Annotated in this window: 10 protein-coding genes; 2 read left to right on the plus strand and 8 right to left on the minus strand. The window is 58.9% G+C overall.

Translation table 11 applies throughout. From position 1 onward, the window contains the following. Positions 1 to 17 precede the first annotated feature (17 nt). From adk to ppc, 3 genes are all read right to left on the minus strand, one after another. Positions 18 to 671, minus strand: coding sequence for an adenylate kinase (gene adk, locus ACAM27_RS15420; protein ID WP_011785699.1), 654 nt, complete (start codon positions 669 to 671; stop codon positions 18 to 20). Positions 672 to 897: 226 nt separating this feature from the next. Beyond that, positions 898 to 2,268, minus strand: coding sequence for an HDOD domain-containing protein (locus ACAM27_RS15425; RefSeq protein ID WP_113879887.1), 1,371 nt, complete (start codon positions 2,266 to 2,268; stop codon positions 898 to 900). Positions 2,269 to 2,329: 61 nt separating this feature from the next. After that, positions 2,330 to 4,975, minus strand: a complete 2,646-nt coding sequence (gene ppc / locus ACAM27_RS15430) for a phosphoenolpyruvate carboxylase (RefSeq protein WP_369612273.1) — start codon at positions 4,973 to 4,975, stop codon at positions 2,330 to 2,332. A gap of 102 nt (positions 4,976 to 5,077) precedes the next feature. Here ppc and ACAM27_RS15435 point away from each other — a divergent pair, with 102 nt between their 5' ends. Next, on the plus strand, positions 5,078 to 5,314 hold the full coding sequence (locus ACAM27_RS15435) for a hypothetical protein (RefSeq protein ID WP_011785702.1): 237 nt from the start codon (positions 5,078 to 5,080) through the stop codon (positions 5,312 to 5,314). A gap of 69 nt (positions 5,315 to 5,383) precedes the next feature. Here ACAM27_RS15435 and ACAM27_RS15440 read toward each other — a convergent pair whose 3' ends face one another. From ACAM27_RS15440 to cysM, 5 genes are all read right to left on the minus strand, one after another. After that, positions 5,384 to 5,728 carry a hypothetical protein gene (locus ACAM27_RS15440; RefSeq protein ID WP_011785703.1) on the minus strand — a complete coding sequence of 115 codons (345 nt, stop codon included), beginning with the start codon at positions 5,726 to 5,728 and terminating at the stop codon, positions 5,384 to 5,386. A gap of 148 nt (positions 5,729 to 5,876) precedes the next feature. After that, a complete protein-coding gene (mazG, locus tag ACAM27_RS15445; protein ID WP_369612274.1) occupies positions 5,877 to 6,716 on the minus strand; it encodes a nucleoside triphosphate pyrophosphohydrolase in 840 nt (279 codons plus the stop codon). Then, complete coding sequence (relA, locus tag ACAM27_RS15450; protein WP_114433638.1) at positions 6,713 to 8,950, minus strand: GTP diphosphokinase; 2,238 nt, start codon at positions 8,948 to 8,950, stop codon at positions 6,713 to 6,715. Before relA ends, mazG begins: the two co-directional genes overlap by 4 nt. A gap of 78 nt (positions 8,951 to 9,028) precedes the next feature. Then, on the minus strand, positions 9,029 to 10,378 hold the full coding sequence (gene rlmD / locus ACAM27_RS15455; protein ID WP_014420778.1) for a 23S rRNA (uracil(1939)-C(5))-methyltransferase RlmD: 1,350 nt from the start codon (positions 10,376 to 10,378) through the stop codon (positions 9,029 to 9,031). A gap of 26 nt (positions 10,379 to 10,404) precedes the next feature. Beyond that, positions 10,405 to 11,298 (minus strand): cysteine synthase CysM, encoded by an 894-nt coding sequence (cysM, locus tag ACAM27_RS15460; protein ID WP_011785707.1) that lies wholly within the window; start codon positions 11,296 to 11,298, stop codon positions 10,405 to 10,407. A 219-nt stretch (positions 11,299 to 11,517) separates the two neighbouring features. Here cysM and ACAM27_RS15465 point away from each other — a divergent pair, with 219 nt between their 5' ends. Beyond that, positions 11,518 to 14,388 carry an ATP-binding protein gene (locus ACAM27_RS15465; protein WP_031209676.1) on the plus strand — a complete coding sequence of 957 codons (2,871 nt, stop codon included), beginning with the start codon at positions 11,518 to 11,520 and terminating at the stop codon, positions 14,386 to 14,388. Position 14,389: the final 1 nt, after the last annotated feature.

The following is a 14,389-nucleotide window of genomic DNA, read 5'->3' on the forward strand; positions in this document are numbered from 1 at the left end:
GGCTGAGCCGGTTTCGATCACTTCAGTTGGGACAGAATCTGATCGCGAATACTGTCGAGGCTGCCAACACCTTCAACGCGCACATACCTGGGCGCATCGGCCGGGGCTTTCTCTGCCCAGCTCTGGTAGAAGCCCACCAGCGGCGCTGTCTGCTCATGATAGATTTTGAGGCGCTTGCGAACGGTCTCTTCCTTGTCGTCTTCACGCTGGATCAGCGCTTCGCCGGTCTCATCGTCTTTGCCTTCTACCTTGGGCGGATCGTATTTAACGTGGTAGATACGGCCACTGCCCTCGTGTACACGACGGCCAGACAGGCGGCTGACGATTTCTTCGTCTTCAACCGAGATTTCGACCACGTAGTCGATGGCGATACCCTGGTCTTTCAGGGCCTCAGCCTGGGGAATGGTGCGCGGGAAGCCATCCAGCAGGAAGCCGTTCTTGCAATCTGGCTGCTGGATACGCTCTTCAATCAGGGCAATGATGATGTCATCAGACACCAGGCCACCAGACGCCATAACCTCTTTAACCTGCAGGCCCAGCTCGGATTCGGCTTTGACCGCAGCGCGGAGCATATCACCCGTGGAGATCTGGGGGATCTCGAAACGCTCGGTAATAAACTGGGCCTGGGTGCCCTTACCTGCGCCTGGCGCGCCTAACATAATGATTCGCATAACGTTGTGCTCCCATTGCTTTATATTATCGTTTGAAAAGTTATGGCAAAGACCTCTGCCTTTGCGACAACCTCTCGACGGCTCCGGACCGTGTATCCGGCGCGCACGCACAAAAACGAGGCAGCATTATACGAACTCACACCCGGCAGAGAAAGTCGACCTCCGTATCATTGTCCGAATGCCGGGCTGTAAGCTGCCTCAACGGCCAGTGCAGGGCTGGGAATAATCAGGAAGCGAGGGAAGACGCCAGCACGTCCAGATCGGAAGCCACCTGGTCCATGTCGCTCTGAACCCGCTCCAGCACATCCGCCCGGAGCCCAAGGCTCTCAACCAGTGCCGGCAGGTCGTCAGGATTGAGTTCGTCACCGATACCACGCTCTTTGAGTATGGCATTGGCCAGCTGCACCATCTGGACATATTCCTCGTGCTCGCCATGGTATCCGATGTGCTGGTGCATGCCGGCGGCTTTGATCACGGCTTCCGGCAACTGCCACAGCCGGTGCAGAATACCGCCAATGGCACCATGACCAACAGCCAGAATATCCTGGCGCTCACTGTGGCCAAACACTTCCTGCTCGAGCGAGTGCATGCTTGCCTCCGGGTTGATTTCCCGCAGAGCATTGAGCTCTTCAAACTCCGATGGAAACAGATGGCCCACCAGCAGCAGGCCGAAGTTGTGCAGCAATCCGCACAGATAGGCGAGCCCCTTGTCGCGGCCGGAATAGGCGGCGAGGTTCTGGCACAGGAACGCGCAATAAAGCGAGTGGCGCCAGAAATTATCCATGCCGAGCATGCCTCCGCGGGGCACATCAAACGCCCGCACCGAGGCAATACCCAGGGCAATGTGGGCAACCCGGTCAAAACCGAGGACCCGGGTGACCGCTTCCTGTACAGAGTTTATCTGGCCGGGGTAGTTGAACAGCGCTGATCGGGCATAGCGCATGATCTGCGCGGTCATACTGGGGTCGAATTCGATCAACTCGGCCAGCTCTTTGGCCGTCGCTTCAGTATTGGCGGTCAGCCGCAGGATTCGCAATGCCAGGGCCGGCATTGGCGGCAGCCGATAAAGCTTTTGCAGTTTGTCTGCCACGTCTTCCAGAGTCAGGGCTTCGCGATCTTCCACGCCCTGACCACGAATAACCAGATGTCCCTGCCGGGCGCCAGCCTGGGCCAGACGGAAGGCCCGGCCGTCCATTTCAACCAGGCTGTGGTCCGTGCCACCGGAGAAGATCACACTTTCGGCTGTCACTACATCTTCATCCACCAGAACCGGCAGCTCCCAGGCGGCTCCGATCGGAGGTACGAATCCGGCGTCACAGTCCCCGAACAACCGGGAAGTCTGGCGCGCCGTCAGCGGCTGCAGGCGCCGACCGGTGAACTGGTGCACGGCATCCATATCAAGCGTGCTGTCAAAACGGTGTACCACCATAACCACCCCATTGATATCGATCAGCAGGGTCGCCTTGATAAAGTCATGCTGGGGTTTACCCGAAGCAAGCACCGCCGCGTCCAGATTGGCAACGGGCTCCGTTTCCAGTGGCTGGTAGGTAATGCCCTTGCGGGCTAGAAAACGCGAAAGCCTCTCCGACAATGCCAACGGGGGTAACTCCTTAAAGCAAATGGGCCGGGGCTGTCCGGCCCCGGCCTTATTATGCACCTTAACCGGTATTTCGCATACCGGCAGAAATTCCGGCCATGGTCACCTTCAGCGCCCTCTCGACCAATTCAGGCACCTTTCCAGCCCCCTCGCTTTCCCGGTCACGCCTGAGTAATTCTGCCTGCAGATAGTGCAGCGGATCAGTGTAGGGATTCCGGACTTTCATTGAATGGGCAAACACCGGCTCCTGCTCCAGCAGAGTCTGTTGCTGTTTAAGCTCCAGCAGACGCTCAATGCAGCCCTGCAAACGCTGCCTCAGGCTCTGGCCAAGCGCCAGCAAGTGCTCGTCCTCAACCAGGGTCTGCTCGTAATAGCTGGCAATACGCAAATCTGCCTTGGCGAGGACCATTTCCAGCATATCCACGTAGGTGCGGAAGAACGGCCAGCCCTGCATCATCTCCCGCAGCTCGGGCAGGCGGTCCGCCTGGGCCGCCTCTTCGAGGGCAACATCACTGCCCAGCCAGCTGGGCAGCATCAACCGCATCTGGGTCCAGGCAAAAATCCACGGAATGGCTCTCAGGCTTTCAACGCCCCCTGTGGCCTTGCGCCGGGCCGGCCGGCTGCCAAGGGCGAGTTTACCCAGAGCCGTTTCCGGTGTGACCTGGCGGAAGTAAGGCACAAAATCGGGATTCTCACGGACCACCTCACGGTAGGACCGCAGCGAACGCTCGGTCAGCCAGTCCATCACCTCGCGCCACTCATCCTTTGGCACAGGTGGTGGCGCCAGGGTCGCCTCAATCACCGCGGTGGTGTAGAGGGTCAGACTCTGCACCGCCAGCCTCGGCAGACCAAATTTAAAGCGGATCATCTCGCCCTGCTCGGTAATCCGGAAGCTGCCGTTCACCGAGCCCGGCGGCTGGGACAGAATCGCCCGATTCGCCGGACCACCGCCCCGGCCCACGGTGCCGCCGCGGCCATGAAACAGAGTCAGATGCACTCCATATCGATTGGCCACTTCGGTCAGCTTCTCCTGGGCCTGGTACTGGGCCCAGGCCGCCATCAACTGGCCGGCATCTTTGGAGGAGTCTGAATAGCCGATCATGACTTCCTGGCGTCCGCTGCAGTATTCCCGATACCAGTCCACCTCGTACAGGGCCGCCATACTGTCGGGTGCCCCCTTGAGATCATCCAACGTTTCGAACAGCGGCACAACGCGCATGGGGAAAGCCATCCCCGCTTCCCGCAGCAGCAAAATCACGTTTAAAACGTCCGAGGGCTTGCTGGCCATGGAAATGACGTAGGAACCCAGGGCTTCCGGTGTCTGGCCTGCGACCACCTCGCAGGTTGCCAGCACCTCCCGCACCGGCTCGGAGGGTTGCCAATTCCGGGGCACCAGGGGGCGCCGCCCTTTCAGTTCCTTGACCAGAAACGCCTGGCGCTCCTGTTCCGACCAGGACAGATAGTCACCCAACCCCAGGTAGTTCACCATCTCTGCCACCGCCTCGGCGTGGCGTGAGGCCTCCTGGCGGATATCCAGTCGGATCAGTGGCAGGCCGAAGGTGTGAGCCCGGCGAATGGTATCCAGCAGCGGACCATTGGCAATGGTCTCCAGCCCGCACTCCATCAGGGAGCGATAGCACAATTCCAAAGGCCCGGTCAGATCCTCGTTCTCAAACAGAATGCCCGAATCGTCCGCCGGCTCGCCCTTGACGCTGGCCTCGGCCCAGTCCCGGGTCTTGATCAGGCGTTCCCTCAACTGGGCCAGCACCTGGCGATACGGCTCCCGGGAATCTCCCACCTCGGCCCGCAATTCATCGCTTGCCTGCCACATGGAGAGCTCCGCTCTCAGCGCCTGGATATCGCGCAGATAGAGATCTGCGGCCATCCAGCGACCAAGCAGAAACACTTCCCGGGTCACTTCGTGGGTGACATTGGGGTTGCCATCACGGTCTCCCCCCATCCACGAGGCAATTCGGATCGGCGACACCTGCAACGGAAGCCCCTGACCGGTCGCCTCCGACAGCGAGGTGTCCAGGCTACGGAGAAATTTCGGCAGCGCCTGCCAGAGACTGTTCTCGATAACGGCGAAGCCCCACTTGGCCTCGTCCACGGCGGTCGGCCTTTCATGCCGAATCTCGTCGGTATGCCAGGCCTCGGCAATCAACAGCGACAACCGGTCAACAATTTCCTCCCGTTCACCGGGCATCAGGTCGTCATGATCCAGCCTCGACAGGCAATCGGACATTTCATCGTACTTGAGGATCAATGTACGCCGGGCCACTTCGGTGGGGTGCGCGGTGAGCACAAACTCTATGCGTAAATCTGCAACCTTCCGATGCAACTCTTGCGGGTCTATCCCCCCGGACTTCAGCCGATCAAACACGTCCCCCAGGGATTCCACCATCAGATCTGACGGATGCCCCTGCTTGCGACGAATTCCATGGTACTGCTCAGCCAGGTTGGCAAGGTTGAGAAACTGGTTAAAGGCTCGGGTCACCGGTAACAGCTCATCATCGCTGAGCTGGCCCAGGAGCTTCACCAGGCGTTGTCCGGAACCGCTTTCCTGGCGCCGGTCAGCCTTGGCGGCGGCGCGGATTTCTTCAATGCGGTCGTAGCAGTCCTGTCCGGGGAATCGGAGTATGCTCTGGCCAAGCAGATCGCCCAGCAAACGTACGTTTTCTCGAAGATCCGGGTGCAGTTCGGTCACGGCAGGTTCCTTCTGAATTGACGGAAACAATCTAAACTTACGATACTAGGGAGCAACGCAGAAAGTCTATTGACGATTCAACCACTTCGCTCAGGAGCTGACATGAAAGTGACCGAACTGCCCCAGCATTGGGAAAAGGAAAAACAGGCCCAGGAGCGCAGCCATGAATACAACTTGCGCCTGCCTCTGGAAGATGCCGCACGGATTGCGGCCCTGGCGGAACTCTACCCGGACCGAAGCGAAAGTGAGATCCTGAACGACATGATTGCCGCCGCTCTGGACGACCTGATCAGCCAGGGTCCGCTGAAAGACCGATTGGCAGAACAGAAGAAGTCGTAATACAAACAACAACGCCGGGCTGAGCCCGGCGTTGTTGTTACAGAATATGGCAATGGGTGTTGGCAACCGTCAGGCAACCGACTCCAACTGGCGGGCCTTGAGGCGCTTGATGTGTTTCTGGCTCAGGGCAACGAATTGCGGTGTCAGGCCTTTGTCCTCATAGATTTCAAAGCCATCCTCGTCGTAAGCCACAACCTTCTCACCCTGAACGTAGGGGAAACTGGTTTCCAGCTCGTCGAGAGCGGCGGAGATCAGATCCCGCATCAGATCCTGAGTAGACTTCATCGGATACAGTGCCGCAAGCTTCTGCAAGCGGTCATGATGCTGGTCAGCCAAAGACAGATAGGCGGCGTCCCGGGTCAGTCTTCCACGGCCGTGTTTATCCCAGTGCTTGACCAGATCTTTGATCTTCATGGTGCCTTCACTCCTGCATCTTGTTTGATGGCACAACGCACTTTTTCAGTGCGACTGTTCCCGGAAGTGTAGACGAAGAATGACAGGCCGGTGACGGAAAATTGGTAACGGATTGTACCTATCGGTGACGGTTTCCAGTTCCGCTTCCCTACTCCTTTTCCACTCCTTTCACGCTCTGCCACACGGCATCCAGCGCTTCCAGGGTTTCTTCATCCAGATTACGACCTTCTTTTTCCAGCACCCGCTCAATGGCACGGAACCGGGCATCAAACTTGCGATTGGTTCGTTTCAGGGCCTGCTCGGGATTTACCTTCAGGAAACGTGCCAGATTTACGCAAACAAACAGCAGGTCACCCAGCTCGTCCTCAACCGCATCCAGATCTCCGGTACCGGCCTCGGCCATTTGCCAGGCTTCCTTGAGCTCGTCGATCTCTTCGTGAAGTTTGTCGAACACCGGGCCGATATCCGGCCAGTCGAAGCCATGCCGGGCCGCACGCCGTTGCAGTTTTTCCGCCCGGGCCATGGCCGGCAGAGTGCGGGCAATACCGTCCAGACGGCTGGCCGGAGTCTCAGCCACCGGCTTCTCAGCGCGCTCCTCGGCCTTGATGCGCTCCCAGCTTTCCTTGATCCAGGCTTCATCGGGTCGATTATCCGGATCGATACGGCTCTCCAATGTGCCCCCCGGAAACACGTGGGGATGGCGCCGAACCAGCTTGCGAACCAAGTGGTCAACAATGCCATCAAACTCAAAGTGTCCGGTTTCTTCTCCCATGCGGGCATAGAAGATGACCTGGAAAAGAAGATCTCCCAGTTCGTCTTTCAGATGTGGGAAATCCTCCTGCTCGATGGCATCAGCGACTTCGTAAGCTTCTTCAATCGTGTGAGGCACGATGCTGGCAAAGGTCTGTTTGGTGTCCCAGGGGCAACCGGTGTCCGGATCCCGGAGCCGGGCCATCAGGTATTTCAGATCTTCGATGCTGTAACTCATCCGCGTTTCCGCCTTACGTCGATGATGTTCGGCAGGTTCCGAATCTGGGCCAGCAGCCGCGCCAACTGCTCCAGGCTGGAGATTTCCACCGTCACCCGCATAGTGGCCGTGTTCTCGTCTTTGTTGGTCACGGTGTTGAGAGACAACACATCACTGCGGGACGAAGACAGCACCTGGGTGATGTCACGCAGCAGACCGGATCGATCGTAGGCCTCAATTTCGATATCCACCGGATAGACCGCCGCGGGCTGCCCGCCCCAGTTCACTTCAATGATGCGGTTCGGTTCAAATTCCCGCAGGTTCAGGAACGTGAGGCAGTCCTGGCGGTGCACGGTCACGCCGCGGCCCACGGTGATGTATCCCCCGATCGGGTCGCCGGGCAGCGGCTTGCAACACTTGGCCACCTGGGTTTTCAACTTGCCAACACCGAGTATCTGGATATCGGATTCAGTATCGTAGGGCTTTTTCCGGTTCGGGGTCAGCTTAAGATCCAGCTGTTCAGACCGGGGCTCCAACAGTTGCTGAGCCACATTGGCCACATGAGTAGGCCGCAGGTCTCCCGCCCCGATGGCGGCAAACATATCATCAATGCTGTGGTAGTTGACCTTGGCTGCCAGTTGTTCCAGCTCCACATCAAACAGCGACAGGCGCTTGAACTCATCTTCCAGAATAGCGCGGCCGTCAATGACATTGCGGTCACGGTTCTGCTGTTTGAACCAGTGTGTAACCTTCGCCCGGGCCCTGGACGTCTGAATATAGCCCAGGCTCGGGTTGAGCCAGTCCCTGCTGGGAGCCGGATTGTTGGAGGTCAGAATAAAAACCTGATCCCCGGTCTTGAGCGGGTAGGTCAGCGGAACAATGCGGCTGTTCACCCTGGCACCCCGGCAGGCATGACCAATTTCGGTATGCACCCGGTAGGCAAAATCCACCGGCGTGGCGCCCTGGGGCAGGTCTACCACATGGCCTTCCGGCGTAAACACATACACCCGGTCTGAGGCCACGTCTGATTTCAGATGATCCGCCAGTCCGGAAATGTCTCCCAGCTCCTCCTGCCACTCCAGAACCTGGCGCAACCAGTTGATCTTGGCGTCGTAGCCGGTGGATTTGTTCCTGGTATCGGTGCCCTTGTACAGCCAGTGGGCACACACACCCAGCTCCGCTTCTTCATGCATGGCATGGGTACGAATCTGCACCTCCATGACCTTGCCTTCCGGGCCGATCACAGCGGTGTGCAGCGACTGGTAACCGTTCTCCTTGGGGTTGGCAATGTAGTCATCAAACTCGTTGGGAATGTGGCGCCACAGGGTGTGAACAATCCCCAGCGCACCATAGCAATCACGAACCTCCGGCACCAGAATGCGCACGGCACGGACATCGTAAACCTGGGAAAAATCGATTCCCTTACGACGCATCTTCCGCCAGATACTGTAGATGTGCTTGGCCCGCCCGCTGAGCTCGGCCTTGATACCGGAAGCCTTGAGCTCGGTTTGCAGGGTATCAATCACGCGGCGGATGTAGCTTTCACGGTCCAGCCGTTTCTCATCCAGCAACTTGGCGATTTTCTTGTATGCAGAACCATGCAGGTAGCGGAATGAGAGATCTTCCAGCTCCCACTTGATGTGGCCGATACCGAGCCTGTGCGCCAACGGAGCATAGATGTCGAAGACTTCCCGGGCCACGCGCATGCGTTTTTCTTCCGGCGCATCTTTCACTGCGCGGATAGCGCAGGTGCGCTCTGCCAGTTTGATGAGCGCTACCCGAACGTCATCAATCATGGTGACCAGCATCTTGCGGACATTGTCCAACTGGCCTTCGCTCTGCCCCAGGACATTGCCCTTGAGCGGATGATGGATGGACGAAATCGCAGCCATCTGCTGCACGCCGTTAATCAGCCCCGCCACTTCATCGCCGAATTCCTTGCGAACCTCTTCAAGCGGCACCCGTTCTTCACGCACCGCCCGATAGAGCACGGCGGCAACCAGGCTGGCCTGATCAAGATGCAGCTCTGCCAAAACCTGCGCCATTTCCAGACCGGTCCGGAAACTGCTGGCTCCGGGCGCCCACAAACGGTCTTCCCGGAACGCCTGAACGGCAATCTGGGCGGCTTTCTCACAAGCCCGCCGAAGCTGATCCGGATCCTCGAGATGAGTCTGTTCAGCGATGTGCTGCACGCAGCGGTCTATATCGACCTCGCCATCACCGCTGATCGAATAGTCTTCCCGAACTTTTACCATGGCAGAGCTTTACCCATTTGTTTTTCGGTTATTCTCACGGCCATCCTGGCCGTTCCGTTGCATACCCCCTAAACCCGGTCAGTCTGCGCTACGCTCAAACAACGCAATGGACTCAACGTGGGTGGTATGGGGGAACATATCCATCACACCGGCCTGTACCAGCCGATAACCGTTGCGCACCATCACCCCGGCATCCCGCGCCAGGGTAGCGGGGTTGCAGGACACGTAAACAATGCGGTTGGCACCGAAAGCAGTCAGATACTTACAGATCTCCTCCGCGCCCGAACGGGGTGGATCGATCAGAATCTTGTCAAAACCCTCTTTTGCCCAGGATTGCCCGGTGAAATCCCCGTGCAGATCTGCCCCGTGGAATTCCACATTGGAGAGATCGTTCAGGCGGGCGTTTTCACGGCCGCGAACCACCATGGCATCGTCGCCTTCCACACCCACAACCTGCCCGCCCTTGCGGGCCAGTGGCAGCGTAAAGTTGCCCAGGCCGCAGAACAGATCCAGTACCCGCTCTCCGGGCTGGACGTCCAGCCACTCGACCGCACGGTGTACCATATTGCGGTTGATGCCGGCGTTCACCTGGGTAAAGTCCATGGGATGGAAGGCCATGGTGAGGTCAAACTCATCCATACGATAGGTCAGGCGTTCATCGTCCCGCCCGCCCGATTCCGGCCAGATCCGGTGCACGGTGTCCGGGCCCTTGGGCTGCAGATAGATATGCAAGTCATGGGCCTGACCAAAGGCGATCAGCTTTTCCCGGTCGTCCGGCACCAGGTCATCCATGTTCCGGAACACCATGGCAGCCGTATCATCGCCACAGGCCACTTCTACCTGGGCAATCCGGTCAAATGCCGCCATGCCATGTAGCAACTCCCGAAGAGGCTCGATTCGCTCACCGATCCGGGGATCCAGTACCACGCAGCGGTCAATATCGGTCAGAAAGCTATTGCGCTTCTCCCGGAAACCAACCAGCACCGACTCCCGGGCCTTCACATAACGTACGCCCAGCCGCGCCTTGCGACGATAGCCGAGGCTATCCGGAGAACGCATCGGAGCCACCCACTGCTCCGGTTCAATGCCCCCAAAGTGGGCAAAATGCTCGCGCAGGGTATTTTCCTTGAACCGTATCTGGGCATCGGCGCTCATGTGCTGAAGACTGCAACCACCGCAAAGATCGGCAAACTCACAGGGTGGCTGCTGGCGGTCAGGGGCTGCTTCCAGCACTTCGGTTGTGCGCAGCTCATCAAACCGGCTGCGGGTGCTGACCATTTTGGCCATCACGGTTTCGCCCGGCAGGGCTCCGTCAACAAACTGGGTTTTGCCATCAGCGCGGGCAATGCCCCGGCCATCGTGGCTCAGGGTCTCGATTTCACAACGCACGGGCTCCTTGGGCAGAACCTTGCGGCGACGCTTACTCATATAGAATTCTCTTGATTGGGGGCCACTCAGGCGCCGGGAAACACACCGGTGGAGAGGTAACGGTCTCCGCGGTCACAGATAATGGCCACGATCACGGCGTTTTCAACCTCACGGGACAATTTCAGGGCCGCTGCAATGGCACCGCCGGAGGACACACCACAGAAAATGCCCTCTCGCTCGGCCAGTGCCCGCATGGTGTCCTCGGCTTCCTGCTGGCCAATATCCAGAACCTGGTCGACCCGGCTGGCATCGTAGATTTTCGGCAGGTAAGCCTCCGGCCAGCGGCGAATACCCGGAATCGAAGCCCCATCCTCTGGCTGCAGGCCGATAATACGGATATCGGGATTGCGCTCTTTCAGGTAACGGGACACGCCCATGATGGTACCGGTGGTGCCCATGGAGCTGACAAAGTGCGTAACCCGCCCGGCGGTCTGCTCCCAGATTTCCGGGCCCGTGGTGTGATAGTGGGCCGAAGGGTTATCGGCATTGCTGAACTGGTCCAGAACCTTGCCCTTACCTTCGGCCTCCATTCGAATGGCCAGATCCCGGGCGCCTTCCATGCCCTGCTCACGGGAAACGTTCACCACCTGGGCGCCGTATGCACGCATGGAGGCGCGTCGTTCCTCACTCAGGTTATCAGGCATGATCAGCACCATTCGATAGCCCTTGATGGCCGCGGCCATGGCCAGCGCGATACCGGTATTGCCGGAGGTGGCTTCAATCAGGGTGTCCCCGGGCTTGATCTCTCCCCGGCGTTCAGCCTCCTGGATCATGCTCAAAGCCGGCCGGTCTTTCACCGAACCTGCCGGGTTGTTCCCCTCCAGTTTTGCCAGGATGACGTTACTGGTGTCTCCCGGCAGACGCTGCAGACGCACCAGGGGTGTATGGCCGACATAATCTTCAATGGTGGGGAAAATCATATTGATACCCTGTGATACACTTTCGGATTCGAATCATACGCGTTATGGCCGCCTTGTCCCAATACAGCTTGTCGCTATATCCATGACCTGCGGCTATAACTGTCTGTTTCCGGGATAACGGCCACGGTTATATCATTGCCGTTCAGCTATGCTGACAAGGAAGTATCCACCAGCAGGCGCTCCCTGCCGGCGGACAAGGTAATTTTACAGGAACTCGGTATGCGACGTTGGGGCATTCGCAAGAAAGTACTGGTGGTAACTCTGGTTCCCACCCTGCTCACCACGCTGTTGTTAGGGCTATTCTTTACCTACAGCTGGGTGAACAACATTGAGAACCTGCTGAAGGATCGCGGTGAGTCCCTGTCCCGACAGCTTGCCGCAGGCTCTGAATACGGCCTGTTCACGGCCAATCGCAGCCTGCTGAGCAGCCTCTCCAACGCCCTTCTTGAAGAACAGGATGTTCGCTCCATCACCTTCTATGGCAGCGATGGCCAGCGCATGCTTCATACTGGCCCAGGCAGCGCTGAAACCGTGGCGATGGCACCGCTGGAACCCAACCAGCCGATCCGGTTGACCCACGATAGCAGCACTCGTTTTGTCACGCCGGTTCACCTTCAGGATCTGATGATCGAGACCATGCTGGACCCGGACGCCCGCCAGTCTGCGGCGGAACGCCAGGCCCCGCTGGGCTGGGTTGCCGTAGAGATGTCCCACGTGCGCACGGAAAAGGAAACCTACAAGGCGCTGCTGATCTCGCTGCTGCTGGTGATCGGTGGTGTCCTGCTCAGTCTTGCCATCGCGCTGCGGCTGAGCCGTGCCTTCACCGACCCGGTATTCCAGCTCAACGAAGCCGTAGCCAAACTCAAGGAAGGCAAGCTCGACACCCGGGTTTACACCAGTGCCGGCCCGGAGTTCGAACAGCTGGAGTCGGGGCTCAATGATATGGCCTCGGAATTGAGTAAGGCCCAGGCCGAAATGCAACAGAACATTGACCAGGCCACCGAAGACCTGCGGGAGACCCTGGAGACCATTGAAATCCAGAATATCGAACTGGACTTTGCCCGCAAGGAAGCACTGGAAGCGAGCCGGATCAAATCCGAGTTCCTGGCCAACATGTCCCATGAAATCCGGACGCCGCTGAACGGCATCATCGGCTTCACCGAGCTGTTGCTGAAAAGCCCACTGCCCCGCCAGCAGCGCGACCACCTGAACACCATCCGCAAATCCTCGGAAATCCTGCTGACCATCATTAACGACATTCTGGATTTCTCCAAGATCGAAGCCGGCAAACTGATACTGGACCGCGTGCCTTTCCAGCTCCGGGATATCGTTGAGGAGGTGATGGTCATGCTGGCACCGGCGGCCCACGCTAAAAACCTGGACCTGGTGCCACTGGTCTACAACGATGTACCGGACAACATCATGGGGGATCCGCTGCGAGTCAAGCAGGTGATCACCAACCTGGTGAACAATGCCATCAAGTTCACCCAGACCGGCGAAGTGGTATTACGGGCGAGTCTGGAAGACGAAGATACCGAGCATAACCGGGTTACTCTGCGCCTGAGCATCACCGATTCCGGCGTTGGTCTGTCACGTGCCCAGCAGCAGTCACTGTTTAACGCCTTCAGCCAGGCCGATGCCTCCACTGCCCGGCAGTATGGCGGTACCGGTCTGGGGCTGGCCATCTCCAAACGGCTGGTGGAAGAAATGGGCGGCAAGATCGGCCTGGAAAGTGAGCTGGGCAAAGGTTCCACGTTCTGGTTTACCCTGACGCCGGAACTGTCCTCAACCGGCGACAGCTCCAGCCCCAAAGAGGCGCTCCGGGGTGAAAAGATCATCTATCTCGAACACCAGAAGACCACCGGGCTGGCGGTGGAGCACCTGTTAAGGGACTGGGGCGTGGCCGTTGAACGGGTTGCCTCACCCGGAGCACTGCAGGAACAGATAGAAGAGGCGCAACGGAGGCAGGAAGGCTACGCCGGCGCCATCATCGGCATTACCCGCCACCTGCTCAACTCCAGCCAGTACTGCAACCTGGTGCGTTCCCTGGAAGTGGAACGCGACTGCCGCACCCTGTTGCTGACGCCCACTCTGGAAACCCACGACACGCCGCTGTCGGGCCTGGCCAGCGGCCACCTGACCAAACCGGTCTGCCGGGACGCCCTCTACGATGAACTGCTGCTGCTGATCCATGGCATTCAGTCGGGCAACCGAAGCGCGCCGGAAGCCGCGCTACCATTGAGGCAGAACAGCGGCTCAGGCACGCCCCGCATTCTGGCGGTGGACGATAACGAAGCCAACCTGAAACTGGTAATGACCTTGCTCAATGACTGCCGCCTGGAAGCCGAAGGCGCCTCCAGCGGATTCGAGGCATTGACCAAGGTGCGTCAGAAGGCGTTTGACCTGGTGTTCATGGACCTGCAGATGCCGGGGATGGACGGCGTGGAAACCACGGCCCGCATCCGTGATCTGGACAGCGGCTCACATCACACCCCCATTATTGCCCTGACCGCCCACGCTCTGGCGGACGAACAGGAACGGCTGGCGCAACAAGGCTTCGACGGCTATATGCCCAAGCCGATCAGCAGCAGCCAACTGGTGGAACTGATTCGCGAATACACCGGCTACGACTGCACCAATAGCGCCGACCGCTTCCGGATTTCCGAAGTACGGGATACCCGCCGGACACTGCGGCCGTCAAATCGCCGGATGCAGCAGGACTGCGTCAGTGTAGAGGAGAGCATTCAACTGGCGGCGGGCAAGGCCGATCTGGCGGAGGAGCTGTTCAGTATGTTGCTGGAGCAGTTACACACCGATATCGACCGGATTCAGGCGCTTTGGCAGACCGGTGGCAACGAGCCCCTGCTTGAGTGCGTGCATAAGCTTCACGGGGCCACCCGCTACTGCGGCGTTCCCGAACTGCGCACAGCCGCCAACCGGTTCGAGACCGCCCTGAAGTGCGAGGCTCCGGATCGAGAGCTGTTAAAAGATCAACTGATTTCGGCCATGGAGCGGCTGCAGATCTGGAGTGAGCAGACCGACTGGCAGCAACTGTTCCGGGAACAGCAGCGCCAGCCGGAAACCACCTGAC

Origin of the sequence: Marinobacter sp. RI1, assembly GCF_041155085.1 — a bacterium.
Taxonomy (GTDB): Bacteria; Pseudomonadota; Gammaproteobacteria; order Pseudomonadales; family Oleiphilaceae; genus Marinobacter; species Marinobacter nauticus.

What these genes read in the sequence shown, in the direction of transcription:
- adk (WP_011785699.1), bottom strand. Translation starts at nt 671, where the DNA reads ATGCGAATCATTATGTTAGGCGCGCCAGGCGCAGGTAAGGGCACCCAG.
- ACAM27_RS15465 (WP_031209676.1), top strand. Translation starts at nt 11,518, where the DNA reads ATGCGACGTTGGGGCATTCGCAAGAAAGTACTGGTGGTAACTCTGGTT.
- cysM (WP_011785707.1), bottom strand. Translation starts at nt 11,298, where the DNA reads ATGATTTTCCCCACCATTGAAGATTATGTCGGCCATACACCCCTGGTG.
- rlmD (WP_014420778.1), bottom strand. Translation starts at nt 10,378, where the DNA reads ATGAGTAAGCGTCGCCGCAAGGTTCTGCCCAAGGAGCCCGTGCGTTGT.
- mazG (WP_369612274.1), bottom strand. Translation starts at nt 6,716, where the DNA reads ATGAGTTACAGCATCGAAGATCTGAAATACCTGATGGCCCGGCTCCGG.
- ACAM27_RS15435 (WP_011785702.1), top strand. Translation starts at nt 5,078, where the DNA reads ATGAAAGTGACCGAACTGCCCCAGCATTGGGAAAAGGAAAAACAGGCC.
- ACAM27_RS15440 (WP_011785703.1), bottom strand. Translation starts at nt 5,728, where the DNA reads ATGAAGATCAAAGATCTGGTCAAGCACTGGGATAAACACGGCCGTGGA.
- relA (WP_114433638.1), bottom strand. Translation starts at nt 8,950, where the DNA reads ATGGTAAAAGTTCGGGAAGACTATTCGATCAGCGGTGATGGCGAGGTC.